Here is a 26963-nt window from a genome sequence, read left to right as displayed (position 1 = left end):
ACTGGCCCTAGCCCGCAAGCCCCGATCTGCGGTACTTTCGGCAGTGCGCAGGCACTGCCGAAACGAGCGTAAACCAGGCGACAACGCCAGTTCCTCTCTTACTACCCTTGTAGACCGTTATCTCTACCCCCATATTGGGGCGACTGACGCGTGAAGGAATCCATCTTGAGCGAACTCCTCAACCGCCGCCTGAGCCTGCTCGGCGCCAATCTCCCCCTGCTCAAGCAGTGCCTGCACGGTATTGAGCGCGAATGCCTACGCGTGACCGAAGACGGTCGCCTGGCCCAGACCCCGCACCCGGAAGCCCTGGGTTCGGCGCTGACCAACGAGCAGATCACCACGGATTATTCCGAGTCGTTGCTGGAGTTCATCACTCCGGCCCTGACCGACCCGGCGCAGACCCTCGACAATCTGGAGCAGATCCACCGTTTCGCCTACAGCAAACTGGGCAACGAGTACCTGTGGAGCCCGTCGATGCCCTGCCCGCTACCGGCCGAGGAAGACATCCCGATCGCCGAGTACGGTACCTCCAATATCGGCCAGCTCAAGCACGTGTACCGCAAGGGCCTGGCCCTGCGCTACGGCCGCACGATGCAGTGCATTGCTGGCATTCACTACAACTTCTCCCTGCCCGAAGCCCTTTGGCCGATGCTGCGAGATGCCGAAGGCAGCCAGGAGAATGACCGCGACTACCAGTCGGCCGCGTACATCGCGCTGATCCGCAACTTCCGCCGCTACAGCTGGTTGCTGATGTACCTGTTCGGTGCCTCGCCAGCACTGGATGCCGGGTTCCTGCGCGGTCGCCCGCACCAACTCGACACTTTCAACGCCGAGACCCTGTACCTGCCCTACGCCACCAGCCTGCGCATGAGCGACCTGGGCTACCAGAGCAGTGCCCAGGCCGGCCTGACACCGTGCTACAACGACCTGGCCAGCTACACCGACAGCCTGCGCAAGGCCGTCGCCACGCCCTATGCGCCCTATGTCGAGATCGGCACGCACAAGGATGGCGAGTGGGTGCAACTGAACACTAACATCCTGCAGATCGAGAACGAGTATTACTCGAACATCCGCCCCAAGCGCGTGACCTACACCGGCGAACGGCCGATCCAGGCCCTGATGGCCCGTGGCGTGCAGTACATCGAAGTGCGCTGCCTGGACATCAACCCGTTCCTTCCGCTGGGCATAGACCTACCCCAGGCACGGTTCCTCGATGCGTTCCTCCTGTTCTGTGCGCTGGAGGACAGCCCGCAACTGCGCAATGGCGAGTGCGGCCAGTGCACCAGCAACTTCCTCAGCGTGGTCAAGGAAGGCCGCCGTCCCGGCCTGGAGCTGCAGCTCGATGGCCAGCCGGTCGCCCTGAAGACTTGGGCCGAGGAGCTGCTCGCCCGCATCGCCCCCCTGGCCGAGCTACTCGACCGCGCCCACGGCGGTGACGAACACGGCCAGGCCCTGGCCCTCCAGCGGGCCAAGGTCGATGATCCGTCCCTGACGCCATCGGCCCAAGTACTGGCGAGCATGACCGAGCACAAGGAGAGCTTCGCCCACTTCGCCTTGCGCCAGAGCCAGGCCCATGCCGAGCAGTTCCGCGGCCAGCCCCTGGACCCTGCCCAGCAGCAAGCCTTCGAAGTCCTCGCCCGCACATCGCTGGAAGAGCAGGCCCGGCTGGAACAGCAGGAGATCGGCGACTTCGACCTCTTCGTCGGCGCCTACCAGGCCAGCATCCTGGCCATCAGCAACTGATGAGCCGGCCCGTGAGCACGCGCAAGCCCCGCGCAAGCAGCCAGGCCAGGATCGCCTCGATCCTGGCGGCAGCGCGCGCCTTGCTGGCCGACGAAGGGGTGGCCGGCCTATCGATCTACAGCGTTGCTGAACGTGCGCAGATCCCGCCGTCGTCGGTCTATCACTTCTTCGCCAGCGTCCCGGCATTGCTCGAAGCCCTGACCAGCGATATACACAGCGCCTTCCGCGCCTGCCTGCAGGCCCCCATCGACAGCGATACCCTCGATACCTGGCATGACCTGTCACGCCTGGTCGAGCAGCGCATGCTGAACATCTACAACCAGGACAACGCCGCACGCCAGCTGATCCTTGCCCAGCATGGGCTGAGCGAAGTGACCCAGGCCGACCGCCAGCACGACATCGAACTGGGCGATCTGATGCACAAGGTGTTCGACCAACACTTCCAGTTGCCGGCCCTGCCCAACGATGTGGATGTGTTCGCACTGGCCATGGAACTGGGGGACCGTGTCTATGCCCGGTCGGTGCAGTTGCACGGGCAGATCACGCCACGCATGGCCGAGGAAGGCATGCGCGTGTTCGATGCGTACCTGGGGCTTTACCTGCCGCCGTTTTTGCCCAAACGCTGAAGGTTTGGGGCTACAAGAGCGGCCGAATCGAGGACCGAGCCCGCCCTGCAAATGCGTTGCCTACACCAGCCCATGCACGGGCAAGCCGGCTTACCGGCAAATCGAGGGCAGAACCCTCGCCTTGCTGATGCTGGTGCCGGCTATTCACGGGTGCTGGCGAAGCCTACCCACGCCTCTTTTCAGAGCTTGGCGATGGACACCTCGGTCGACTTGACGAAGGCGATCACCTCGCTGCCCACGGCCAGCTCCAGCTCGCGCACGGAGCGGGTGGTGATCACCGAGGTGACGATGCCGGAGGCGGTCTGCACGTCGATCTCGGACAGGACCGGGCCTTCGAGGATTTCCTTCACAGTGCCTTTGAACTGGTTGCGCACATTGATCGCTTTGATGGTCATAACTGTATTCCTTCTGGCTTCGGGGGTTCAGTGAGCCCAACGCAACTGCGTGGGCAAAGGGGCTACGGGTTCCGGCTCGGGCGGAGTGCCCGGGACGGCGAGAACACGGTTGAGTACTTGGCTTTCCAGCGCCGCCAGGCGGTGCGAACCACGCGCCCGCGGCCTTGGCAGGTCGACGATCAGGTCCAGGCCGATTGCGCCATCTTCGATGAGGATCACCCGGTCGGCGACGGCAACGGCTTCATTCACGTCATGGGTCACCAGCAGCACGGTGAAACCATGCTGGCGCCACAGACGCTCGATCAGTTGCTGCATCTCGATGCGGGTAAGGGCATCCAGGGCACCAAGCGGTTCATCGAGCAGCAACAGACGCGGCTTGTGGATCAAGGCCCGCGCCAAGGCCACACGTTGCTTCTGGCCACCGGACAAGGCCGCCGGCCACTCGTTGGCGCGCTCGGCCAGGCCGACCGCTTCCAGAGCTTCCAGGGCGCTCGGCCGCCAGTTGCCGGTGAGGCCAAGGCCGACGTTGTCGATGACCTTCTTCCAGGGCAGCAAGCGGGCGTCCTGGAACATCAGGCGGGTTTCCTCGCGCGCCTCGGCCAAGGGAGCGGCACCGGCCAGCAGCTCGCCGCCGCTGGGCTGGTCGAGCCCCGCCAGCAGTCGCAGCAAGGTGCTCTTGCCACAGCCACTGCGGCCGACGATGGCAACGAACTGCCCGGCCGGAACATGCAGGTCGATGCCCTGCAGCACCTCACGCTGACCGAAGGTCTTGCGCAAGCCTTGCGCCGCCAGGGGGATGCCACGCAACAGGCGTGGCGGCTGTTCCTTGAGCAAGGTCATGCGCCCTCCCTCTTCACGGGTTGATAGGCCGGGTGCCAGCGCAACCACACACGTTCCAGGCCGCGGGCGGCCAGGTCGGCGAGCTTGCCGAGCACGGCGTAGAGGACGATGGCCAGGACCACCACATCGGTCTGCAGGAATTCACGTGCGTTCATCGCCAGGTAGCCGATGCCGGCGTTGGCCGAAATGGTCTCGGCGACGATCAGGGTCAGCCACATGAAGCCCAAGGCGAAGCGCACGCCCACCAGGATCGATGGTAGCGCACCCGGCAGGATCACCTGGCGGAACAGGGCAAAACCGGACAAGCCATAGCTGCGCGCCATCTCCACCAGGGCTGGGTCGACGTTGCGAATACCGTGGTAGGTGTTGAGGTAGATCGGGAACAAGGTCCCCAGGGCCACCAGGAAGATCTTCGCCGACTCGTCGATGCCAAACCACAGGATCACCAGCGGGATCAGCGCCAGATGCGGCACGTTACGGATCATCTGCACGGAACTGTCGAGCAGGCGCTCGCCCCATTTCGACAGCCCGGTGATGAAACCGAGCGTCAGGCCGATGCTGCCGCCAATGAGGAAACCCAGCGCCGCACGCCAGCCACTGATGGCCAAGTGGGTCCAGATCTCGCCACTGCGCACCAGCTCGACACCAGCACTGATCACCGCGCTGGGGGCCGGCAGGATCCGGGTAGACAGCCAGCCACTGCTGACTGCCAGTTGCCAAACAGCCAGCAGCAAGACGGGCAAGGCCCAGGGCGCGAGGCGCCGGGACCAGGTGGAAGCAGAACGACTCATGTCCTGGCCCTCAGCTCTGCGACGCGGACTTGGGCAGGATGTCGTTGGCTACCATCTCACCGAAGGGGCTGACGTAACCGGCGCCCTGTGGTTGCTCCGGACGCTGGATGTCCAGGTGCGGGAACAGCAACTCGGCGACGCGGTACGACTCTTCCAGGTGTGGATAACCGGAGAAGATAAAGGTATCGATGCCCAGGTCGGCGTACTCCTTGACCCGCGCCGCCACGGTCGGGCCGTCGCCGACCAATGCCGTGCCGGCCCCGCCGCGCACCAGGCCGACTCCGGCCCAGAGGTTGGGGCTGACTTCCAGCTGGTCGCGCTTGCCGCCATGCAAGGCCGCCATGCGCTGCTGGCCGACCGAGTCGAAGCGTGCCAACGAAGCCTGGGCGCGAGCGATAGTGTCGTCGTCCAAGTGCGAGATCAGCCGCTCGGCGGCCTGCCAGGCTTCATCGTTGGTTTCCCGCACGATCACATGCAGACGAATGCCGAAGCGCACGGTACGCCCTTGTTTGGCCGCCTTGGCGCGGACCTGCTCGATTTTCTCGGCCACGGCAGATGGTGGCTCGCCCCAGGTCAGGTACAACTCGACCTGCTCGGCGGCGAGATCCTGAGCCGCTTCCGAAGAGCCACCGAAGTACAGCGGAGGACGCGGTTGCTGGACCGGTGGGTAAAGCAGCTTGGCACCCTTGACCTGGATGTGCTCGCCGTCATAGTCGACGACCTCACCTTCCAGTACACGGCGCCAAATGCGGGTGAATTCCACGGAAGCCTGGTAGCGCTCTTCATGGCTGAGGAACAGGCCATCGCCGGAGAGTTCGTCAGGGTCGCCCCCGGTCACCAGGTTGAACAGCGCACGGCCCCCGGACAGGCGGTCGAGGGTCGCCGCCTGGCGCGCCGCCACGGTCGGCGAGATGATCCCCGGACGCAGGGCCACGAGGAACTTCAGGCGTTGGGTCACCGGGATCAGCGATGCCGCCACCAGCCAGGAGTCCTCGCAAGAACGGCCGGTAGGGATCAGCACCCCACCGAAACCGAGGCGGTCGGCGGCCTGGGCGATCTGCTGCAAGTAACCATGATCGACCGCACGGGCGCCTTCAGCGGTGCCCAGGTATTTGCCGTCACCATGGGTGGGAAGAAACCAGAAAACATTCAGACTCATTGGAGTTGTCTCCTCAGGGGTGGCTCAGACCGGGGCGGCGCCCCGGCGCAGGCGAATCGTCAAGGCGCGCTGGCGACCTTGGCCGGGGGTGTCCAGATCACGTCCTTGATGCTCAAGGGCTTGGGAATCAGCTTCAGAGCCTGGAAGGTGTCGGCGATTTTCTGCTGGGCAGCGATCACTTCCGGGGTGAGCACAGCCGCGCCGTAACCCTGGCGCTTGACCGACGTCAGGGTGATGTCGGCGGGCAGGCCGAGCAGCGGTGCCACCTGATCGGTGACTTGCTGTGGATTGGCCTGGGACCATTCGCCCACGGCACGCACTTCCTCGATCAGGGTGTTGATCACCGCCGGATGCTGGGTGGCGTAGTTGCGGGTGGCCAGGTAGAACTGATGGTTGTCGACCAGGTCCTTGCCATCGCGCAGAGTGCGCGCTTGCAACTGCTGCTCGGCAGCGGCCTGGTAGGGGTCCCAGATTACCCAGGCATCGACGCTGCCACGCTCGAAAGCGGCACGGGCGTCAGACGGCGGCAGGTATATGGGCTGGATATCGCTGTACTTCAGGCCGGCGTCCTCAAGGGCGCGGACCAGCAGATAATGGACGTTGGAGCCCTTGTTCAGCGCGACTTTCTTGCCCTTGAGCTCCTTGACCGACTGGATCGGTGAGCCCTTGGGCACCAGGATCGCCTCGCTGTGCGGCGCAGGTGGCTCGTAGGCGACATAGAGCAGGTCGGCACCAGCGGCCTGGGCGAATACAGGTGGGGTTTCACCGGTCACACCGAAGTCGATGGAACCGACATTCAGCCCTTCGAGCAATTGCGGGCCGCCGGGGAATTCGGTCCATTGCACCTGGACGCCCTGCTCGGCCAGGCGCTTCTCCAGCGTACCCTTGGCTTTGAGCAGCACCAAGGTGCCGTATTTCTGATAACCGATACGCAGGCTTTCTGCCTGGGCTTGGGTAATAGCGCCGAAGGACACAGCCGCCGCAAACAGGGCGACCAGACCGCGACGCAAGAAGACTGTGCGCATGGCGCTCTCCTGTGCGAGTGGGGTTCAGGCTGCACCTGCTTGCCCGTTGGCGGGCGAGTAAGGTGGGAATTACAGTGACGCGTTGTTTGTCGCTCAGATGCTCCAACGGGCGCTGAGCAGGCGTTCGTTCAGTACGCCGGGAGCCACCGGCCTGGGCCGACGGGTCAAAGCACTGTGAAACAGCTCCAGTGACTCCTGCAGGCGTTGCTCCAGCTTTGCCGCCAGCTGTGCTGGTGTCGAACCTTCGCCGTAGGCGATCTGGCTGTCGTCAGCAAAGATCCCCTGCAGCGTTTCTTGCGCTTTCAGTGCGGACAGCACTGGCTTGAGTGCATAGTCCACTGCAAGCATGTGAGCGATGCTGCCGCCAGTGGCGATGGGCAGCACCACCTTGTGTTCCAGGGCGCGCTCGGGCAGCAGGTCCAGCACAGTCTTCAAGGCACCGGAAAAGGACGCCTTGTATACCGGAGTCGCGACGACCAGGCCGTCAGCTTGCTCTATCAGTTGCTGGAAGTGCTGCACCTTGGGGCTATCGAAGCGTGCATGCAGCAGGTCTTCGGCCGGAAAGTCGCGAACCTGGAAGCTCACCACCTCCACTCCCTGGTTCTGCAGCCACTGCCGCGAACGCTCGAGCAACACGCCGGAGCGTGAACGGGTACTTGGGCTACCGCCAAGAGACACAACCAGCATGAAGCACTTCCTTTTCGATTCCTGGGCCGCGAGTTGTTGTTCTCGCTGGATGGGAGTGACATTAACAGCTCATCACATATATCTATAAATCATATTTTTTCATTTGTTTATAGCATTTAGGGATAACAACGATTCCCCGGTTCACCCTTGATATCCCGCGCGCCCGCGCGGGATATCAAGAACAGCAAAGAATCCAAGGCATGCTCCCGAGAGCCATAAAAAAGGGCCGTCGAAACGGCCCGAAGATCCCTGCTATGGCTAAGAGCAATGCAACAAAGATTCAGCGATTGGGTTGCGGCGTCAGGCGCAGGTACGGTTTGACCGCACGGTAACCTTTAGGAAAGCGTTGTTTGATCTCTTCCTCGTCCTTGAGCGATGGCACGATCACCACCTCGTCACCGTCCTGCCAGTTGGCCGGCGTAGCCACCTTGTGGTTGTCGGTTAGCTGCAGCGAATCGATCACCCGCAGGATCTCGTTGAAGTTGCGCCCGGTACTGGCCGGGTAGGTGATGGTCAGCCGGACCTTCTTGTTCGGGTCGATCACGAACAAGGAGCGCACGGTAAGGGTGTCGTTGGCATTGGGATGGATCAGGTCGTAGAGGTCCGCGACCTTGCGGTCGGCGTCAGCGATGATCGGAAAGTTGACCACGGTGTTCTGGGTCTCGTTGATGTCGTCGATCCAGCGCTGGTGCGACTCGACCGGATCCACCGACAGGGCGATGACCTTAACCCCACGCTCAGCGAACTGCCCCTTCAGCTTGGCGGTAAAGCCCAGTTCGGTGGTGCATACCGGCGTAAAGTCAGCCGGATGGGAGAACAGCACACCCCAGCTGTCACCCAGCCATTCATGGAAGCGGATCTTGCCGGCGCTGGAATCCTGTTCGAAATCGGGGGCGATATCGCCAAGTCTGAGGCTCATGGTGCGGCTCCTGGGCTGTGTGCGTTATGGGTTCACTGTGCCTGCTCCGGAAGCAAAACAAAAAGAATAAATATCGATTTATTTATAACCGTTGGATATACGCGATAGCAGGCAAAAAAAAAGCCTCGCACTAGGCGAGGCTTCTTTTCTCAATACGCTTACAGGAAGTTGTAAGTGTAGTTGAAGATCAGGCGGGTCTGGTCTTGGTCAGCCAGGGAGTTGCCGCCGCTGCCACGGTATACACCGTGACGCAGGCTGGTCCCCAGGCCTTTGAGCGGGCCTTCCTGGATGACGTAGTCGATACGTGCATCACGCTCCCACTCGCTGAAAGTGCCATTGCCATTGGTATTGCGCACATCGTCGCCACGCAGGTAGGCAACCGACGCTTTCAAGCCAGGCACACCCAGGCGAGCGAAGTCGTAGGAGTACTGACCGAAGGTGGTGTTGGCACCAGCCTTGGCGAACTGGTTGATCATGCTATCGGTGAACAGGTAGAAGCTGGAGCCACCAGCACCTTCCGGACGACCGTTGCCATCAACCACGTTGCCTTGGTTCAGCCAGACGAAGCCACCGTCATCGCTGACACGTTGATGACCGAGCATCAGCGCATGACCACCCAGGGTGTAGGTGAACATGGCGCTCCAGGTCTTGTTGTCGACCTCGCCAGCGTGCTTGGCGTAACCACCGTTGTTGTTGAAGGTGTAGCCGGCGTCGCCATTCTTGCCATCGCTGCGGCTATCGAAATAGCGCAGGTCGGTCTTGAACGACTGGTCTTCAGCGATCTGGAATACGTGTACCAGGCCCAGGAAGTGCTGCTTGTAGAAATCTTCCAGGTTCGAGTAGTAGTACTGCAGGGTCAGATCTTTGGTGACCTTCCAGTCTGCGCCGCCGAAGCGGAACTTGTTGCTGTCCTGGGAAGCACCAGCCACGGACAGACCGGTACGGTTGCTCGAAGCACGGCCCATAGCGTGGGTCAGTTGACCCGCGTTGATGGTCAGGTTGTCGATTTCCTTCGACTGGATGGTGCCACCCTCGAAGGTCTGCGGCAGCAGACGGCCATCGTTGGAGACCAGGATCGGCAGGTTCGGTGCCAGTGCGCTACCGAAGTGACCTTCGGTCTTGGAGAAACGCGCCTTGACGTTACCACCGATACGCGCCCATTGGTCTACGGCCGAACCGTCCGAATCGCTTGGGAAGAAGGTGCTGTTGTCAGGGTGGTGGCCACGGCCGCCATCCAGGTGGATACCCCACAGGGCTTGTACGTCGACACCAAAGCCAACGGTGCCTTCAGTGAAACCAGAGAGGTAGTCGACCTTGAAGCCTTGACCCCACTCACGGTTGTCGTTGGCACCTTCGCGGTTGTCGTTGTCGAAGTACATGGTGCGCGAGCTGAGGGACAGTTTGCTGTCCTCGATGAAGCCGGCAGCACCTGCTTGTTGGGCCAGAACCCCCAGTGCCACGGCCAGAGCCAGGCTGGACTTATACATGTTTTGCTCCTCTACGTTCTAATTCTTGTGTGTCGCTGAAGGCGGGATCTACTGCCCCGCTCATCGTCGATTGGCGATTTAGCACCAAAAAGTGACCTTCAAGTCAATCGTAACCAATCATTTCACTACTTTGGTCTAATGCGCCAGTCCTGCGCTACAGGATAATGACAATCCTATAAATCCAAAATGACTGTTTTATGAATCGCTCAGATTTTTGAGGAATATCGATGGAACCTTTAACACCAAAGGTTGTATCGCCCCCTCAGAACCATTCCTTTAGGTTATTTGCAAACGTTTGCCCATAACCCTTCTGACAAATACCCTTCCCTGCGCTTTTAGCAGCGCTGAGCCTAGCACCAACCTCCGCTTTTCGCCCTTGAGCCCCATCACCGCCGGACAGGCTACGCGGCGCTTGAAACGATTGACTCCTAAGCTAATGCAAAAAAGTTATTTATTTCATAATTTTTAGATCAATTAATCTTCTCGTCATCCACTCATCACGACCGCCTGACGAGGAATTCACTCATGATCCCGCACGCTCCGCTGCGCCTGTTCGCCACCCTGACCCTGGCCGGTGCCAGCTGGCTTGCCCAGGCGGCCGACCTGACCGTGGCCTACCAGACTACCGTCGACCCGGCCAAGGTGGCTCAGGCCGACGGCAGCTATGAAAAGGCCAGCAACGCCAGCATCGACTGGCGCAAGTTCGACAACGGCGCCGATGTCATCACCGCCGTGGCCTCCGGCGACGTGCAGATCGGCTACCTCGGCTCCAGCCCGCTGGCCGCTGCTGCCACCCGCAAGCTGCCGGTGGAGACCTTCCTGATCGCAACCCAGATCGGCGCTGGCGAGGCCCTGGTCGCGCGCCAGGGCATCGATTCGCCGCAAGACTTGGTCGGTAAGAAGATTGCCGTGCCTTTCGTTTCCACCGGTCACTACAGCCTGCTGGCCGCGCTGAAGCAGTGGAACATCGACCCGTCCAAGGTGCAGATCCTCAACTTGGCGCCGCCCGCGATCATCGCCGCCTGGAAGCGTGGCGACATCGACGCCACCTATGTCTGGGACCCAGCCCTGGGCGTGGCCAAGGAAAACGGCAAAGTGCTGATCACTTCCGGCGAACTGGCCCAGAAAGGCGCGCCAACCTTCGACGCCTGGATCGTGCGCAAGGACTTCGCCGCCAAGCATCCGGACATCGTCAAGTCCTTCGCCAAGGTCACCCTCGACGCCTACGCCGACTACCGCCAGGACCCGAAAGCCTGGCTGGCCAACCCGGACAACATCAGCAAGCTGGCCAAGCTCTCCGGCGCCAAGCCTGCCGATATCCCGGTCCTGCTGGAGGGCAATGTCTATCCGCTGGCCGCCGACCAGGTCAGCGCGCTGGGCGCCCCGACTACCCAAGCGTTGACCGACACCGCGTCCTTCCTCAAACAGCAAGGCAAGGTCGAAGCGGTGCTGCCGGACTACTCGCCCTACGTCAGCGCCCAATACATCACCAATTGATCGGAGCCTGTCATGGCCTTGCTTGAACTGGAGCGTATCAACGCACAGTACCCCGGCGCCGCCGAACCGGTGCTGTCCGACATCAATCTGACCCTCGGGCCACGCCAGTTGCTGGTGGCCCTCGGCCCATCCGGCAGCGGCAAGACTTCGCTGCTCAACCTGATCGCAGGGTTCGTCGCGCCCAGCAGTGGGCGCATCACCCTAGACGGTGTACCGGTGCAAGGCCCCGGCGCCGAGCGCGGCGTGGTCTTTCAGGACGATGCCCTGCTGCCCTGGCAAGACGTGCTGGGTAATGTCGCCTTCGGTCTGGAACTGGCCGGCGTGCCACGCACTCAGCGTGAGCAGAAAGCCAGAGAAATGCTGACACTGGTCGACCTGGCCGGTTTCAGCGAACGGCGCATCTGGCAACTGTCGGGCGGTCAGAAGCAACGCGTGGGCCTGGCCCGTGCGCTGGCCGCCGACCCACGTGTGCTGCTGATGGACGAGCCGTTCGGCGCCCTCGATGCCTTTACCCGCGAGCAAATGCAGGAGTTGCTGCTGCAGGTCTGGCAGCGCACCGCCAAACCGGTGTTCCTGATTACCCACGACATCGAAGAAGCGGTGTTCCTGGCCACTGAGCTGGTGTTGCTGGCGCCCAACCCGGGGCAGATCGTCGAACGCCTGCAACTGGACTTCGGCAAGCGCTATGCCGCCGGTGAGCCGGCCCGCGCGATCAAGTCCGATCCACGCTTCATCGAAACCCGCGAGCATGTCCTGGCACGGGTGTTTTCCCAACGCAGCGCCGCCCAGCGGCAGGAGTCCGCATGAGCAGCCTGGACCTGCCGGTCGCCAGCAAGACTGGCACCAAACAACCATCCGCCCCCCAGCCACGGCGAACCCTCGGCACCCGCTGGATCAGCGCCCTGACCCTGGCCACATTGCTGCTGGCCTGGTGGCTGGTCACCGCCGCCGGCTGGGTCGAGCCGCTGTTCCTGCCCTCGCCCGGCGACATCCTGGCCAAGGCCTGGGTGCTGCTGACCCAGGGCTACATGGATGCCAGCCTGTGGCAGCACCTGGGCGCCAGCCTTGGACGGATCGGTCTGGCGCTGGGCGCGGCGATCCTGACAGCGATCCCGGTCGGCATCGCCATCGGCTACAACCGCATCGCCCGCGGCATCCTCGATCCACTGATCGAATTCTACCGGCCGATCCCGCCGCTGGCCTACCTGCCACTCATCGTAATCTGGTGCGGCATTGGCGAGTTGTCGAAGGTGCTGCTGATCTACCTGGCGATCTTCGCCCCCATCGCCATTGCCACCGCCACCGGCGTGCGCACGGTAGACCCGGCCAAGCTGCGCGCAGCGCAATCGCTCGGCGCCACCAAGGCCCAGCTGATCCGCCATGTGATCCTGCCCAGCGCCTTGCCCGACATCCTCACCGGCATCCGCATCGGCCTGGGTGTCGGCTGGTCGACCCTGGTCGCTGCCGAGTTGATCGCCGCCACCAGCGGCCTGGGCTTCATGGTGCAGTCGGCGGCGCAGTTCCTGGTCACCGATGTGGTGGTGTTGGGGATCCTGCTCATCGCCCTGATCGCCTTTGCCCTGGAGATGGGCCTGCGCGCCCTACAACGCAAGCTGGTGCCCTGGCACGGGCAAAGCCACTGATTCCGACTGACCACGCCGACACTTCGGCGCCAACCAAGAGACCGACATGAGCCTGACCGTTACCCCTCTCAGCCCGGCGCTCGGCGCCCAGATCAGCGGCATCGACCTGAGCCGCGAGATCAACATCGAACAGCGCGACGCCATCGAGCAAGCGCTGCTCAAGCACCAAGTGCTGTTCTTCCGCGACCAGCCGATCACCCCAGCGCAGCAGGCGCACTTCGCCGCGCGCTTCGGTGACCTGCATATCCACCCGATCTACCCCAATGTGCCAGACACCCCGCAGGTGCTGATCCTCGATACCGCCGTCACCGACGTGCGCGACAATGCCGTCTGGCACACGGACGTTACCTTCCTGCCAACGCCAGCGCTGGGTGCCGTGCTCAGCGCCAAGCAGTTGCCGGCCTATGGCGGCGACACCCTGTGGGCCAGCGGCATTGCCGCCTTCGAGGCGCTGTCGGCGCCGCTGCAGCAGTTGCTCGATGGCCTGACCGCGACCCATGACTTCACCAAGTCCTTCCCGCTCGAGCGCTTCGGCACCACGCCACAAGACCTGGAGCGCTGGGAAGCGACCCGGCGCAACAACCCGCCCCTGTCGCACCCGGTGGTGCGCACCCACCCAGTCAGCGGACGCAAGGCGCTGTTCGTCAACGAAGGCTTCACCACCCGTATCAACGAACTGAACGAGCATGAGAGCGAAGCGCTGCTGAAACTCCTGTTTGCCCATGCGACCCGGCCAGAATTCACCATTCGCTGGCGCTGGCAGGAAAATGACGTGGCCTTCTGGGACAACCGCGTCACCCAGCACTACGCGGTGGACGATTACCGGCCGTCACGGCGGGTCATGCACCGGGCGACGATCCTGGGGGATGCGCCGTTCTGAGCTGGATCAGTGGCGCAGTTCAGAGCCCTGTGGGGGGATTCGCTAGTCTAGAGTAAGGCTCCAGTGAGCCGGGGCCGCTTTGCGGCCCAATCGCAGGCTGCGCCAGCCTCCCACAGGGGCCCTGCATACCCCAGTTCCGTGGCCGACACAGAACCCTGTGGGAGCCGCGATGGGCCGGCACCGGCAGTACAGCACTTGCTCCGAACCCTAGCGGCAGGAGCAAGCTGATCCGCCCAATGCCTCAGCCCTATCACCTCACCAGATGCAGGAACTGCATGTGCCGCTCGTACTGGTCGAGGATGTCATTGATGATCTGCTCCTTGCTGTAGCCCACCAGGTCATAGTTCTGGCTGCCTTCGCTCAGGTGCACCTCGGCGCGGTAGTAGCGGCGGTTCCTCAGGTCTTGGGTACCCAACCCACCCAGAGCGAACGATGGGGTGAAGTAACCTCGCATCTGCACCTGGTAGATGAACGGCTGCTCCTCGCCATGGCCGATCTTCAGGCTGACGTTGTCGTGGCTCGGGTCTTCCTGGGTGATCAGGCGCAGGCCTTTCTGCTCGAAGACTTCGGTGACTTCGGCTATCGCCGGACGCACCACCGTGTCCATGAAGCGGTACACCTCATCCCGCGACGGGAAGTGCACGGCCTGGCTCAAACGCTGGCGCCAGCCGCCACGGCCACGCCGCGAATTGGCGAACGGCGCCAGGGAGTGCATCTGCGCGATCTGCCTTTGCGACTCCAGGTAGAACGCCTTGTGCAGCCCCCACATCATGGTCAGCAGGATCATCGAGAACGGCAGCGAGGTCAGCACCACAGCGGACTTCAGCGAGTCGATACTGCCGGCGAACAACAACCCGCTGGTGATCAGCGCAGTCATTGCCCCCCAGAAGACCCGCAACCAGTTCGGCCCATCCTCGTCAGCGTTACCACCGCGAGCCGAGAGGGTCGAGAGCACTACGGTGCCGGAGTCGGCCGAGGTAACGAAGAAGACAAAGCTGATGAACACCGTGACAGCGATCACGGCCTTGCTCCAGGGGTAGGTCTCCAGGAGCAGGTAGAGAGCCATCGGCGGGTCATCCAAGGCCGTCTGGCCCAAGGCGGTCATGCCGTGTTCGAGAACCTGATTCAGGGCGCTGTTGCCAAAAATCGACATCCAGGCCAGGGTGAAGCCTAGGGGAATCAACAACACGCCAAAGACGAATTCGCGGATCGTCCTGCCCCGGGAAATACGTGCGATGAATAGACCGACGAAGGGCGCCCAGGCAATCCACCAGGCCCAGTAGAACACCGTCCAGCCCCCCAGCCAGCCGTTGTCCTGAGTGTAGGCATAGACGTCGAAGCTCTTGCGGGGCAAGTCACCAAGGTAGTCGCCCAGGTTCTGGATCAGGGTGTTCAACAGGTGCTGGGTCGGGCCGGCGAACAATACGAACAGCAACAACGCACAAGCCAGGAACAGGTTGATATCCGACATCACCCGCACGCCCTTCTCCACCCCGGCGACCGCCACGGCCACGGCGGCGCCCATCATCAACACGATGAGCATCACCTGTACCCACTGGGAATGGGAGATCCCGAACAGGTAGTCCAGGCCGGCGTTGAGGTGCAGCACACCGAAGCCCATGTCCGCGCCCAGGCCGAACACCGTGGCGATGATGCCGAAACCGTCCACCGCATAGCCGATCGGCCCATTGATGCGCTTGCCGATCAGCGGATACAGCGCCGAGCGTAAGGCCAGCGGGAGGTTGTGCCGGTAGGCGAAGTAAGCCAGGGCCATGCCGACGAAGGCGAATACACCCCAGCCATGCAAACCCCAGTGCAGAAACAGCAACTGCATCGCCTGGCGCCCGGCCTCCACCGTACCCGCTTCGCCCTGGGGCGGCTGGAGCATGTGGGTCAGGGGTTCGGAGACGCAGAAGAAGAACAGGGTGATGCTGATGCCAGCGGCGAACAGCATGCCGGCCCAGGACAGGTAGCTGAACTCGGGCTCGTCGTGGTCGGCACCGAGCTTGATCTTGCCGTAGCCAGACAAGGCGGTGACCACCACGAAGACCAGATACAGCGTCATTGCCAGCATGTAGTACCAGCCGACCGTGTTGGCCGCCCAGTTCTGCGCGGCGAGCAACCACTCGCCAGTCGCTTGCGGGTTGGCGATGACCACCAAGCCGAATATCAGAATGAAGCTTGCCGCGAAGTAAAACACCGGCGGGTTCATGCGGATCTTGCCATTGGCAAGAGGGTTGGATGCACTCATTGCGGGTGCACCTCACAGAGGGGTGAATGGCTAGGATTGAACGGGTTCGACAAAGGGTTTCCTCCTGTTGAACACCGGCAGCGGACCACCGTTTAACTTGAACAAGCGTTCAAGTTAAACATGGATGGGGGTTGCAATGCGACCCAACGCCTGGTTCTCAGCGCTGCACCGGCCCGGCCAGGTTACTTCTGAGTCCCGTCATCATGCTGCAGGTTGGCCTGGGTCAGGTTGCTGCCCGGTGGCACGCTGCGGGTCAGCCAGACGTTGCCGCCGATGGTCGAGCCCTTGCCGATGGTGATCCGTCCCAGGATAGTCGCGCCGGCGTAGATCACGACGTCGTCTTCGACAATCGGGTGGCGCGGATGTCCCTTTTGCAATTGGCCGGATTCGTCCGCCGGGAAGCGCTTGGCGCCAAGGGTCACGGCCTGGTAGATGCGCACCCGTTCACCAATGATCGCAGTCTCGCCGATCACCACGCCTGTCCCGTGATCGATGAAGAAGCTCGGACCGATCTGCGCACCCGGATGGATGTCGATACCCGTGGCCGAGTGGGCCTGTTCGGAACTGATCCGCGCCAGCAACGGCAGGCCGGCCTGATACAGGTGATGAGCCAGGCGGTGGTGGATGATCGCCAGGATGCCCGGGTAGCAAAGCAGCACCTCATCGACACTGCGCGCCGCTGGGTCGCCATGGAAGGCCGCCAATACATCCGTGTCGAGCAGGCTGCGCAAGCCCGGCAGGGCGGCAGCGAAATCCTGGATCAGGCGCAGGGCCCTGGCATCGACATCGGCATCGTCGGCCTTGCCTTGGCGGGCCGCATAGCGCAACTCCAGACGGGCCTGGGCCAGCAGCGCGGTCAGGGCCGCATCGAGGGTATGGCCGACATAGAAGTCTTCGCTTTCCTCACGCAGGTCTACCGGGCCCAGGCGCATGGGAAACAGAGCCCCGCACAGCTGCTCGAGGATCTGCCGCATGGCCTCGCGTGACGGCAGTTCACGACCGCCTTGTTCACCGCTGCTGCGACCATTGCGGGTACGCCACTGTTCGCGCGCACTGCGCAAGCCGCTGACGATGCTCTGCAACTGCCAATGCCCTGATGCTGGATGTTCGCTCACGGTATTCTCCTGGCGCGGCGGCTTTGCTGGAAATTGCGCAGGCCCCGTGGGAACGGGCCAATCACGCCTTCAAATTGATGTGGGGCGCCGCCGATCCGCTCCACTCTACGGCAAATCTACCCCTTGGAAAAAACACCGCTTTATTCCATCCTGCGCTAAGACGGGCATAAGCAATCGATGTCGAGCATCAGTCCCCAATTCTTCGCCTAACCTGTAGAGCTGAATACCTCAGCACACAAGGCAATAAAGAAATAAGAAAATAATTTTTTATTATTTCTAAGCCTATGAACTCACCCCTATAGTCGCCACCCACTACTTTCACAACAAGCGCGGGGCCAGCCATGACGAAATTCGCCAAACCTCTACTCAACGCCAGCCTCGCCTTGCTTTTGGGCACTGGGCTGTTCAGCCAGGTGTTCGCCGGTGAGCAACTGAAGACCATCCAGGAGAAAGGCGTGATCAACGTCGGCCTGGAAGGCACCTACCCACCGTTCAGCTTCGTCGATGAAAGCGGCAAGCTGACGGGCTTCGAAGTAGAGCTGTCCGAGGCGTTGGCCCAGGAGCTGGGGGTCAAGGTCAAACTGCAGCCGACCCCATGGGACGGCATCCTCGCGGCCCTGCAATCCAAACGCCTGGACGCGGTGGTCAACCAAGTGACCATCTCCGATGAGCGCAAGAAGACCTACGACTTTTCCGAGCCCTATACCGTTTCCGGCATCCAGGCCCTGGTGCTGAAAAAGAACCTGGAAAAGCTGAATATCCAGGGCGCTGCCGACCTGGCGGACAAGAAGGTCGGCGTAGGCCTGGGCACCAACTATGAGCAATGGGTCAGGCAAGAAGTCCCCAAGGCCGATGTGCGCACCTACAACGATGACCCGGCAAAATTCCAGGACCTGCGGGTCGGCCGCATCGACGCCATCCTGATCGACCGCCTCGCTGCCTTGGAGTACGCGAAGAAAGCCCAGGACACCGCTACCGCAGGCGAAGCCTTTTCGCGCCTGGAGTCCGGCATTGCTCTGCGCAAGGGTGAACCTGAGCTGCTCGAGGCCATCAACAAGGCGCTGGACAAGCTGCGTGCCGACGGCACCCTGGCCAAGCTGTCCGAAAAATACTTCGGCGCTGACGTAACTAAATGATTGGAGAAAGCCTGCAACTGGCCATCGACTCCGTGCCCTTCCTGCTCAAGGGCGCGTACTTCACAGTGATCCTCAGCGTCGGCGGGATGTTCTTCGGCCTGCTACTGGGCTTCGGCCTGGCGCTGATGCGCCTGTCGCGCTTCTGGCCGATCAGCTGGCTGGCGCGGGTCTATGTGTCCTTCTTCCGCGGCACGCCGCTGTTAGTGCAATTGTTCGTGATCTACTACGGTCTGCCGCAAGTGGGCCTGGAGCTGGATCCGCTGCCAGCGGCGCTGATCGGTTTTTCCTTGAACATGGCCGCCTACACCTGCGAGATCCTGCGCGCGGCCATCGGCTCCATCGACCGTGGCCAGTGGGAGGCCGCAGCCAGTATCGGCATGACCCGTGGCCAGGCGATGCGCCGGGCGATCCTGCCCCAAGCAGCGCGTACGGCCCTGCCACCGCTGGGTAACAGTTTCATCTCGCTGGTCAAGGACACCGCCCTGGCCGCCACCATCCAGGTGCCGGAGCTGTTCCGCCAAGCCCAACTGATCACCGCCCGGACCTTCGAGGTCTTCACCATGTACCTGGCCGCCGCCCTGATCTACTGGGTCCTGGCCAGCGTCCTCGCGCACTTGCAAAACCGCCTGGAAGCGCGGGTCAACCGGCATGACCAGGAGCACTGAGGCATGATCGTAGTAGAGCGCCTGAGCAAGCAGTTCAATGGCCACACCGTGCTCGATGGCATCGACCTGACCGTCGAGGCGGGCGAGGTGATCGCCATCATCGGGCCCAGCGGCTCCGGCAAGACCACCTTCCTGCGCTGCCTGAACCTGCTGGAAACTCCCAGCGGAGGACGTATCCGTGTTGGCGACATCACCATCGAGGCCGACCGTCCGCTCACGGCCCAGCAAGGTGCGATCCGGCGCCTGCGCCAGCAGGTCGGTTTCGTCTTCCAGAGTTTCAACCTATTCCCCCACCGCACGGCCCTGGAGAATGTCATCGAGGGGCCGCTGATCGTGAAGAAGACGCCTCGCGAGAAGGCCGTGGACCTTGGCCGCAAGCTGCTGGCCAAGGTCGGCCTGGCCGGCAAGGAAGACGCCTACCCGCGAAGGCTCTCAGGAGGCCAGCAGCAGCGGGTGGCCATCGCCCGTGCCTTGGCCATGGAGCCGCAGGTGATTCTCTTCGACGAGCCGACTTCGGCGCTCGATCCAGAGCTGGTCGGCGAGGTGCTGGCGACCATCCGTGGCCTGGCAGAAGAAAAGCGCACCATGATCATCGTCACCCACGAAATGGGCTTCGCCCGAGATGTGGCCAACCGGGTGATTTTCTTCGACAAGGGGGTGATCGTCGAACAGGGCGAAGCCAAGGCGCTGTTCGCCAACCCACGCGAAGAGCGCACGCGACAGTTCCTGCGCAAATTCCTCGGTACGGACACCACGCAAGCCTGACCCTCGGAAAACTTCCTCACACCCCCACCCCGCGCAGGTTTACCTGTGCGGGGTGTCGTGCTGGGCGGTCGTCATACGCCTGTGGATTTTCGACCCAAGGGTTCTTCTATGAATATTCCTAAAAGTTAGCTTATTAAGTTTTTATAAGCGCATAGGGTATATAAACCGGACCACCGGACCAACGCATGTCTGTCGCTGTCAGTTGCAGCGACACTTTCACTACGTGAGGTAAGGTATGGTCAGGAACACAATCACCCCAGCCAGGGCATTGAGTGCATCCACCAAGGAGCGGTACTGATGTCCGGCCTGGCAGAAACGAATATCCACAGCGACCTGGACAGCTCGCCATTGCTGCTGCCGGCCAAGGTCCTGCGCAACGATGCCGAGGCCCTGCAAGCCGCCCGCGAGCTGGCCGACCTGGCTCGCCAGCAGGCCGCCCGCCGCGACCAGCAGCGCAAGCTGCCATGGGCGGAAATCGAACAGTTCACCCGCAGCGGCCTGGGCAGCATCAGCATTCCCCGGGAATACGGCGGCCCGGACGTATCGTTCGCCACCATCGCTGAAGTCTTCCGCCTGATCAGCGCCGCCGACCCGGCGCTGGGGCAGATTCCACAAAACCAGTTCGGTATGTTGCAGTTGCTGCGCGTTACGGCCACCGAAGCACAGAAGGCCGTACTGTTCAGGTCCGTGCTCGATGGCTGGCGGATCGGCAATGCTGGCCCGGAGCGCGGCACAAAAGACACGTTGACCCTCAAGGCGCGGATTACCCGCGACGGTGATCAGTACCGGATCACGGGCCAGAAGTTCTACTCCACCGGCGCCCTGTTCGCCCACTGGGTGGCGGTGAAAGCGCTGGATGACGAGGGACGCCAGCGCCTGGCATTCGTCCGCCGTGGCAGCCCGGGCCTGCGTATCGTCGATGACTGGTCTGGCTTTGGCCAACGCACCACAGCCAGCGGTACGGTGTTGCTCGACCAGGTACCAGTAGACGCCGAACTGGTTGTGGACAACTGGCGCCAGGCCGACGCACCGAACATCCAAGGCGCCGCTTCGCAACTGATCCAGGCGGCCATCGACGCCGGCATCGCCGAAGCCGCCATCGAAGACAGCATTGCCTTCGTCCGCGAAAAGGCCCGCCCCTGGGTCGACGCCAAGGTCGAACGCGCCAGCGACGATCCTTATGTGATCGCAGATATCGGCCGCCTGAAGCTCGAGTTGCATGCCGCCGAAGCGCTGCTGCAACGGGCCACGCGGGTACTCGACGAAGTCAATGCGGCCCCGGTGGACGACGACGCGGCAGCCCGCGCTTCGATCGCCGTGGCCGAGGCCAAGGTGCTCACCACCGAGATCGCCCTGCAGGCCAGCGAGAAGCTGTTCGAGCTCTCCGGCAGCCGCGCCACGCTCGCCGAGTTCAACCTCGACCGACATTGGCGCAACGCCCGCGTGCATACCCTGCACGACCCGGTGCGCTGGAAGTACCACGCGGTCGGCGCCTATCACCTCAACGGCAAGCGCCCTGCCCGCCATTCCTGGATTTGACCAGCCCCAGCAAGCGGTGGCCAGGCGTTCCGGCCGGCCCCGCGATGGAGTCCCACATGAATACGCTATCCAACCACCACGACCCGGCGGCGGTCATCCACAGTGACGCCCAGGCGTTGGCCGTTGCCGAAGAAATCGCCGGGCAACTGCGTCGCGACAGCGCTCTGCGCGACCGCGAGCGGCGCCTGCCCCACCCAGAGCTGGAGCTGTTCTCACGCTCCGGCTTGTGGGGCATCAGCGTACCGAAAGCCTTCGGCGGCGCGGGCGTGTCCAACGTCACCCTGGCCAAGGTCATCGCCCGTATCGCCCAGGCAGACGCCTCGCTTGGACAAATCCCGCAGAACCACTTCTATGCCCTGGACGTGCTGCGGGTCAACGGCAGCCCGGCCCAGCAACAACGTCTGTATGCTGAAGTGCTGGCCGGCCGACGCTTTGGCAACGCCCTGGCCGAGCTGGGCACGAAAACCGCCCACGACCGTACCACCAGCCTGCGCCGCGACGGTGACGGCTACCGCATCAATGGCCGCAAGTTCTACGCCACCGGTGCTCTCTACGCCCAGCGCATCCCCACTTCGGTGATCGATGAACAGGGCGTGCAGCAACTGGTCTTCGTACCCGCCGACAGCCGCGGCCTGCAGGTGATCGACGACTGGAGCGGCTTCGGCCAGCGCACCACGGGCAGTGGCTCGGTGGTGTTCGACAATGTCGCGGTCAGTGCCGAGGACGTGGTCCCGTTCCAGAGCGCCTTCGAACGCCTCACCACGGTCGGACCGCTGGCGCAGATCCTCCATGCCGCCATCGATACCGGCATCGCCCGCGCCGCCTATGAAGATGCCTTGCAGTTCGTGCGCACGCGCAGCCGGCCCTGGGTCGACTCCGGTCAGGACAAGGCCAGCGACGACCCGCTGACCTTGAAAAGCTTCGGCCACTTGGCGATCCGCCTGCACGCCGCCGAAGCCCTGCTCGACCGCGCTGGCGAGTACCTCGACCGCGCCCAGGCCGACAGCACCAGCGACACTGTCGCCGCCGCCTCCATCGCCGTGGCCGAGGCCCGGGCGATCAGCACGGAAATCTCCCTCGCCACTGGCACCACCCTGTTCGAACTGGCCGGCAGCCAGGCCACCCTGGCCGAGCACGGCCTGGACCGCCACTGGCGCAACGCCCGCGTGCACACCCTGCATGACCCGGTGCGCTGGAAGTACCACGCCATCGGCAACTACTACCTCAACGATGAGAACCCACCACGGCGGGGGACCATCTGATGGCGAAGAAGAAGATCCTGCTCAATGCCTTCAACATGAACTGCATCGGGCACATCAACCATGGCCTGTGGACCCATCCCCGGGACAACTCGACCCAGTACAAGACCCTGGAATACTGGACCGACCTGGCACGCCTGTTGGAGCGCGGGCTGTTCGACGGTCTGTTCATCGCCGACATCGTCGGCACCTACGATGTCTATCGCAACTCGGTCGAAGTGCCGCTGAAGGAGGCCATCCAGCTGCCGGTCAACGACCCGCTGTTGCTGGTCTCGGCCATGGCTGCAGTGACCAAACACCTGGGCTTCGGCCTGACCGCCAACCTCACCTACGAAGCCCCGTACCTGTTCGCCCGGCGCCTGTCGACCCTCGACCACCTGAGCAACGGCCGCGTCGGCTGGAACATCGTCACCGGCTACCTGGACAGCGCCGCCCGCGCCATGGGCCTGGAGCAACAGCCGGAGCACGACCGGCGCTACGATCAGGCCGACGAGTACCTGCAGGTGCTGTACAAACTGCTCGAAGGCAGTTGGGACGACGATGCCGTGCTCAACGATCCTCAACAGCGCATCTATGCCCAGCCCGACAAGGTCCGCAAGGTCCGCCACCAGGGCGAGTTCTACAAGGTCGAGGGTTATCACCTGTGCGAACCCTCGCCACAGCGCACACCGGTGCTGTTCCAGGCCGGCAGCTCGCCGCGCGGCCTGGCCTTCGCCGGCCGTCATGCCGAGTGCGTGTTCATCAGCGGTCAGGACAAGGCCTCCACCCGCGTCCAAGTGGACAAGGTACGCGCCGCTGCCCACGCCGCCGGGCGTGATCCGCAGGCCATCAAAGTGTTCATGGGCATCACGGTGATCGTCGCCCGCACCGAGCAGCAGGCCCAGGCCAAGTATGCCGAATACTTGCGCTATGCCAGCCCGGAAGCGGGCGTGGCGCACTTCGCCAGCTCCACCGGCATCGACTTCGCAGCCTTCGACCTGGACGAGCCGATTCCCTTTGCCCAAGGTAACGCGATCCAGTCGGCGACTCGCCAGTTGCAGAACAGCGACCGGACCCGCCGCACCCTGCTCGAGCAGCACGCCCTCGGCGGCCGCTATGTCACCTTGGTCGGTTCACCGACCCAAGTCGCCGATGAGTTGGAAGCCTGGATCGACGAAACCGGCCTCGACGGTTTCAACCTGGCGCGCACCGTGGCGCCGGAAAGCTACATCGACTTCATCGATCTGGTGATCCCCGAGTTGCAGAAGCGCGGGTCCTACAAGACCGCCTACGACGACGGCAGCCTCCGCGAAAAGCTGTTCGCCAGCAACCACCCTCACCTGCCCGCCGACCACCCCGGCGCGGCTTACCGCACCCCTGCCCCGACTGGAGCCCTGCACCATGCTTAAGACCCTGTTCCGGCCCGTCGCGGCCCTGGCATTGACCCTCGGCCTGTTCGGCACCGCCCAGGCCGACGCTCCCCTCAAGATCGGCACCACCGCAGCCTTCGCCATCCCCCTGGAAGCGGCGGTCGATGAAGCGAAGAAGCAAGGCCTGGCAGTCGAGCTGATCGAGTTCAGCGACTGGATCGCCCCCAACGTCAGCCTCGCCAGTGGCGATATCGACGTGAACTACTTCCAGCACATCCCCTTCCTGGAAAACGCCAAGGCTGCCGCCGGGTTCGACCTGGTGCCCTATGCGCCCGGGATCATCAACAACGTCGGCCTGTACTCGAAGAAGTACAAAAGCTTCGACGCGCTGCCCGAAGGCGCCAGCGTGGCCATCGCCAACGACCCGATCAACAGTGGCCGCGGGCTGCAACTGCTGGCCAAGGCCGGGCTGATCACGCTCAAGCCTGGAGTTGGCTACAAGGCCACCGAGGATGACATCGTCGCCAACCCTAAGAAGCTGAAGATCCTCCAGGTCGAGGCCGTGCAACTGGTCCGCGCCTACGATGACGCCGACCTGGTCCAGGGCTACCCGGCATACATCCGCCTGGCCAACAGCTTCGACGCCACCTCGGCGCTGCTGTTCGATGGCCTGGAGAACCAGGAATACGTGATCCAGTTCGTCATCCGCCCACAGAACAAGGACGACCCACGTTTGGCCCGCTTCATCGATATCTACCAGCACTCGCCTGTCGTTCGCGCCGCACTGGACAAGGCCCACGGTACCCTGTACCAGGCCGGCTGGGAGAGCTGAGATGAGCAGCGCCAGCGCCCTGCGGGCGCCCACCGCCACAACACCGTCGCCCCCCGCCCAGGAACAGGTGCTGCGCCCTGAGCTGAACAACGCCCATGTCCGCTTCATCGGCCTGGGCAAGACCTATCCGGGGCAGGCGCAGCCGGCCCTGGAGGACATCGACCTGAACATCCAGCGTGGCGAGATTTTCGGCATCATCGGCCGCAGCGGTGCCGGCAAGTCCTCGCTGCTGCGCACCATCAACCGTCTGGAACAGCCTACCCAAGGCCGGGTGCTGATCGACCAGGTGGATATCGGCCCGTTCGATGAAGACCGCCTGGTGCAGTTGCGCAGGCGCATTGGCATGATCTTCCAGCACTTCAACCTGATGTCGGCCAAGACCGTGTGGCAGAACGTCGAGCTGCCGCTGAAGGTGGCCGGAGTGCCCAAGGCTCAGCGCCAGCGCAAAGTCCGCGAACTGCTGGAGCTGGTGGGCCTGCAGGAGAAGCACCATGTGTACCCGGCCCAACTGTCCGGCGGGCAAAAGCAGCGCGTCGGTATTGCCCGGGCCCTGGTGCATGATCCGCAGATCCTGCTGTGTGATGAAGCCACCTCGGCGCTGGACCCGGAAACCACTGCCTCGATCCTCGATCTACTGCGCGACATCAACCAGCGCCTGGGCCTGACCATCGTGCTGATTACCCATGAGATGGCGGTGATCCGAGACATCTGCCATCGCGTGGTGGTCCTGGAGCGCGGGCGGATCGTCGAACAAGGCGCCGTGTGGCAGGTGTTCGGCGCCCCCCAACATGACGTCAGCAAGACCCTGTTGGCACCGCTGCAACCCAGCTTGCCGGCGGCCTTGCAGGCCCGCTTGCAGGCTGTCCCAGGCGGCCGCGACGCTGCTCTGGTGCTCAAGCTCGGTCTGGCCGGTGACGAGGGTGAAGCGCCGGAGCTTTCCGCCCTGTTCGCTGCTCTGGGTGGGCGAGTGCGCTTACTGCAAGGCGGTATCGAGACCATCGGCGAACATGCCCTGGGGCAGTTGATCCTGTCCGTGCAAGGCTCGCCGCATGACACGGAACGATTGCTGCAACGTGCCCGGCAGTGGGCCAGTGATGTGGAGGTGCTGGGCTATGTGGATTGATCGCTTGCTTCAAGGGTTGCTCGACACCCTGTTGATGGTCGGCGTCTCATCGCTGATCGCCCTGCTGGTCGGCGTGCCAATGGCCGTGTTCCTGGTCACCAGCGACAAGGGCGGGATCTTCGAGGCGCCCGCGCTGAACCGGGTGCTGGGCGCCTTCGTCAACCTGTTCCGCTCGATCCCGTTCCTGATCCTGATGGTCGCGCTGATCCCCTTCACCCGCCTGGTGGTCGGCACCACCTATGGCGTCTGGGCCGCCGTCGTCCCCCTGACCATCGCCGCCACGCCATTCTTCGCGCGCATCGCCGAAGTCAGCTTGCGCGAGGTCGACCACGGCCTGATCGAAGCGGCCCAGGCCATGGGTTGCCGGCGCTGGCACATCGTCTGGCACGTGCTGCTGCCTGAATCGCTGCCGGGCATCGTCGGTGGCTTCACCATCACCCTCGTCACCCTCATCAACTCCTCGGCCATGGCCGGCGCCATCGGCGCGGGCGGCCTCGGCGATATCGCCTACCGCTACGGCTACCAGCGCTTCGACAGCCAGATCATGCTGACCGTGATCGCCATGCTGGTGGCACTGGTGGCGGTGATTCAACTAGGCGGGGACCGGTTGGCCAAAGGGTTGAACAAACGCTGATTTAGCGACGCACCCATCGCGGGCAAGCCCGCTCCTACAGAGTCCCTGCAACATCCATCGTGTAGGAGCGGGCTTGCCCGCGATGGGTGTTGCGAGGTTTAAAGCCAGACCGCATCCCAATGTGGGTAATCGCCAATTCGTCGTACCAACTCGGCCCGTAATGGATTCATCACGATGTAGCGAGCAATCGCCTGGACGTCCTCTTCATACCGGACCGCCCGATCATGAAATCCCGCTTGCCATAGCACCCCATATCGGCCGCAAGCTTTGTTGATCGTACAAGTGCTGCGTGATTTCACTCGTCGCATCAAGGTATCCAGCGTGACTCGCTGCAACTCGATCAACCAGTGGAAATGATCAGGCATGATTACCCAAGCTAGCGATCGCGCAGCCTCCTCTTGCTGGGCAATGCGCAGTTGCGCAACAACCAGTCGCGCCAAGTGGAAATGCGCCAACACTGGTATGCGGTTTTTTACGACACTGGTGAGCAGGTACAACCTTCCGGGTTCAGACACCCGGCCTCGGCGTAGGAACCGACCGCGTGGACTATCCATGTCAACCTCCTTGGTGGCTGACATTCAAGGTAGGCGTGGATAGAAGGCC

Annotated in this window: 26 protein-coding genes; 15 read left to right on the top strand and 11 right to left on the bottom strand. The window is 63.0% G+C overall.

Annotated elements, in window-relative coordinates; genetic code table 11:
- Window positions 1–165 precede the first annotated feature (165 nt).
- Together gshA and ACYU03_RS01220 are read left to right on the top strand one after the other, a co-directional pair.
- Window positions 166–1743: a glutamate--cysteine ligase gene (gshA, locus tag ACYU03_RS01225; protein WP_461887727.1), complete on the top strand. Its 1578-nt coding sequence runs from the start codon at window positions 166–168 to the stop codon at window positions 1741–1743.
- Window positions 1743–2369 carry a TetR/AcrR family transcriptional regulator gene (locus ACYU03_RS01220; protein WP_461887726.1) on the top strand — a complete coding sequence of 209 codons (627 nt, stop codon included), beginning with the start codon at window positions 1743–1745 and terminating at the stop codon, window positions 2367–2369. The genes gshA and ACYU03_RS01220 overlap by 1 nt, the downstream gene beginning before the upstream one ends.
- 179 nt (window positions 2370–2548) lie before the next feature.
- Here the strand turns inward: ACYU03_RS01220 and ACYU03_RS01215 are convergent, their stop codons facing one another.
- The 8 genes from ACYU03_RS01215 to ACYU03_RS01180 form a co-directional block, all read right to left on the bottom strand.
- The gene (locus ACYU03_RS01215; RefSeq protein ID WP_128323260.1) at window positions 2549–2764 is read right to left on the bottom strand and encodes a TOBE domain-containing protein; all 216 of its coding nucleotides are present in this window, start codon (window positions 2762–2764) and stop codon (window positions 2549–2551) included.
- Between the two features lie 27 nt (window positions 2765–2791).
- Window positions 2792–3604 carry an aliphatic sulfonates ABC transporter ATP-binding protein gene (gene ssuB, locus ACYU03_RS01210; RefSeq protein ID WP_461887725.1) on the bottom strand — a complete coding sequence of 271 codons (813 nt, stop codon included), beginning with the start codon at window positions 3602–3604 and terminating at the stop codon, window positions 2792–2794.
- Window positions 3601–4395, bottom strand: coding sequence for an aliphatic sulfonate ABC transporter permease SsuC (ssuC, locus tag ACYU03_RS01205; RefSeq protein ID WP_461887724.1), 795 nt, complete (start codon window positions 4393–4395; stop codon window positions 3601–3603). Before ssuC ends, ssuB begins: the two co-directional genes overlap by 4 nt.
- A 10-nt stretch (window positions 4396–4405) precedes the next feature.
- On the bottom strand, window positions 4406–5554 hold the full coding sequence (gene ssuD, locus ACYU03_RS01200; protein WP_461887723.1) for an FMNH2-dependent alkanesulfonate monooxygenase: 1149 nt from the start codon (window positions 5552–5554) through the stop codon (window positions 4406–4408).
- Between the two features lie 59 nt (window positions 5555–5613).
- Window positions 5614–6579: a sulfonate ABC transporter substrate-binding protein gene (locus ACYU03_RS01195; RefSeq protein WP_461887722.1), complete on the bottom strand. Its 966-nt coding sequence runs from the start codon at window positions 6577–6579 to the stop codon at window positions 5614–5616.
- A gap of 93 nt (window positions 6580–6672) precedes the next feature.
- The gene (ssuE, locus tag ACYU03_RS01190; RefSeq protein ID WP_461887721.1) at window positions 6673–7266 is read right to left on the bottom strand and encodes an NADPH-dependent FMN reductase; all 594 of its coding nucleotides are present in this window, start codon (window positions 7264–7266) and stop codon (window positions 6673–6675) included.
- Window positions 7267–7546: 280 nt separating this feature from the next.
- On the bottom strand, window positions 7547–8185 hold the full coding sequence (locus tag ACYU03_RS01185) for a peroxiredoxin (protein WP_461887720.1): 639 nt from the start codon (window positions 8183–8185) through the stop codon (window positions 7547–7549).
- 158 nt (window positions 8186–8343) lie between these two features.
- Window positions 8344–9672, bottom strand: coding sequence for an OprD family porin (locus ACYU03_RS01180; RefSeq protein ID WP_461887719.1), 1329 nt, complete (start codon window positions 9670–9672; stop codon window positions 8344–8346).
- A gap of 525 nt (window positions 9673–10197) precedes the next feature.
- Between ACYU03_RS01180 and tauA the strand changes: the two genes are divergently transcribed.
- Genes tauA through tauD form a run of 4 tightly spaced genes read left to right on the top strand, consistent with a single transcriptional unit; the run spans window position 10198 to window position 13692 of the window.
- Window positions 10198–11169, top strand: coding sequence for a taurine ABC transporter substrate-binding protein (gene tauA, locus ACYU03_RS01175; protein WP_461887718.1), 972 nt, complete (start codon window positions 10198–10200; stop codon window positions 11167–11169).
- A gap of 12 nt (window positions 11170–11181) precedes the next feature.
- Window positions 11182–11976 carry a taurine ABC transporter ATP-binding subunit gene (gene tauB, locus ACYU03_RS01170; RefSeq protein ID WP_461887717.1) on the top strand — a complete coding sequence of 265 codons (795 nt, stop codon included), beginning with the start codon at window positions 11182–11184 and terminating at the stop codon, window positions 11974–11976.
- Window positions 11973–12812, top strand: coding sequence for a taurine ABC transporter permease TauC (gene tauC, locus ACYU03_RS01165; protein WP_461887716.1), 840 nt, complete (start codon window positions 11973–11975; stop codon window positions 12810–12812). The genes tauB and tauC overlap by 4 nt, the downstream gene beginning before the upstream one ends.
- A gap of 46 nt (window positions 12813–12858) precedes the next feature.
- Window positions 12859–13692 (top strand): taurine dioxygenase, encoded by an 834-nt coding sequence (gene tauD, locus ACYU03_RS01160; protein ID WP_461887715.1) that lies wholly within the window; start codon window positions 12859–12861, stop codon window positions 13690–13692.
- A 250-nt stretch (window positions 13693–13942) separates the two neighbouring features.
- Here tauD and betT read toward each other — a convergent pair whose 3' ends face one another.
- Together betT and epsC are read right to left on the bottom strand one after the other, a co-directional pair.
- On the bottom strand, window positions 13943–15904 hold the full coding sequence (gene betT / locus ACYU03_RS01155; RefSeq protein ID WP_461891348.1) for a choline transporter BetT: 1962 nt from the start codon (window positions 15902–15904) through the stop codon (window positions 13943–13945).
- A 221-nt stretch (window positions 15905–16125) separates the two neighbouring features.
- The gene (epsC, locus tag ACYU03_RS01150) at window positions 16126–17058 is read right to left on the bottom strand and encodes a serine O-acetyltransferase EpsC (protein ID WP_461887714.1); all 933 of its coding nucleotides are present in this window, start codon (window positions 17056–17058) and stop codon (window positions 16126–16128) included.
- A 341-nt stretch (window positions 17059–17399) separates the two neighbouring features.
- Here epsC and tcyJ point away from each other — a divergent pair, with 341 nt between their 5' ends.
- The 9 genes from tcyJ (at window position 17400) to ACYU03_RS01105 (ending at window position 26360) form a co-directional block, all read left to right on the top strand.
- Complete coding sequence (tcyJ, locus tag ACYU03_RS01145) at window positions 17400–18194, top strand: cystine ABC transporter substrate-binding protein (protein WP_461887713.1); 795 nt, start codon at window positions 17400–17402, stop codon at window positions 18192–18194.
- Window positions 18191–18859: a cystine ABC transporter permease gene (gene tcyL, locus ACYU03_RS01140; RefSeq protein ID WP_461887712.1), complete on the top strand. Its 669-nt coding sequence runs from the start codon at window positions 18191–18193 to the stop codon at window positions 18857–18859. Before tcyJ ends, tcyL begins: the two co-directional genes overlap by 4 nt.
- A 3-nt stretch (window positions 18860–18862) precedes the next feature.
- Entirely contained in the window at window positions 18863–19624 is a 762-nt protein-coding gene (gene tcyN / locus ACYU03_RS01135) for an L-cystine ABC transporter ATP-binding protein TcyN (RefSeq protein WP_461887711.1), read from the top strand.
- 297 nt (window positions 19625–19921) lie between these two features.
- On the top strand, window positions 19922–21163 hold the full coding sequence (locus ACYU03_RS01130) for an SfnB family sulfur acquisition oxidoreductase (protein WP_461887710.1): 1242 nt from the start codon (window positions 19922–19924) through the stop codon (window positions 21161–21163).
- 56 nt (window positions 21164–21219) lie between these two features.
- Window positions 21220–22425: an SfnB family sulfur acquisition oxidoreductase gene (locus ACYU03_RS01125; protein WP_461887709.1), complete on the top strand. Its 1206-nt coding sequence runs from the start codon at window positions 21220–21222 to the stop codon at window positions 22423–22425.
- Entirely contained in the window at window positions 22425–23810 is a 1386-nt protein-coding gene (locus ACYU03_RS01120) for an LLM class flavin-dependent oxidoreductase (protein WP_461887708.1), read from the top strand. Before ACYU03_RS01125 ends, ACYU03_RS01120 begins: the two co-directional genes overlap by 1 nt.
- Window positions 23803–24603: a MetQ/NlpA family ABC transporter substrate-binding protein gene (locus ACYU03_RS01115; protein WP_461887707.1), complete on the top strand. Its 801-nt coding sequence runs from the start codon at window positions 23803–23805 to the stop codon at window positions 24601–24603. Before ACYU03_RS01120 ends, ACYU03_RS01115 begins: the two co-directional genes overlap by 8 nt.
- A 1-nt stretch (window position 24604) precedes the next feature.
- Window positions 24605–25726, top strand: a complete 1122-nt coding sequence (locus ACYU03_RS01110; protein ID WP_461887706.1) for a methionine ABC transporter ATP-binding protein — start codon at window positions 24605–24607, stop codon at window positions 25724–25726.
- Entirely contained in the window at window positions 25716–26360 is a 645-nt protein-coding gene (locus tag ACYU03_RS01105; protein WP_461887705.1) for a methionine ABC transporter permease, read from the top strand. The genes ACYU03_RS01110 and ACYU03_RS01105 overlap by 11 nt, the downstream gene beginning before the upstream one ends.
- A gap of 98 nt (window positions 26361–26458) precedes the next feature.
- Here ACYU03_RS01105 and ACYU03_RS01100 read toward each other — a convergent pair whose 3' ends face one another.
- Window positions 26459–26914, bottom strand: a complete 456-nt coding sequence (locus tag ACYU03_RS01100; RefSeq protein ID WP_461887704.1) for an REP-associated tyrosine transposase — start codon at window positions 26912–26914, stop codon at window positions 26459–26461.
- Window positions 26915–26963: the final 49 nt, after the last annotated feature.

The sequence above is a fragment of the Pseudomonas sp. X10 genome, assembly GCF_054889225.1.
This window is presented reverse-complemented; position numbering and strand designations above follow the sequence as displayed.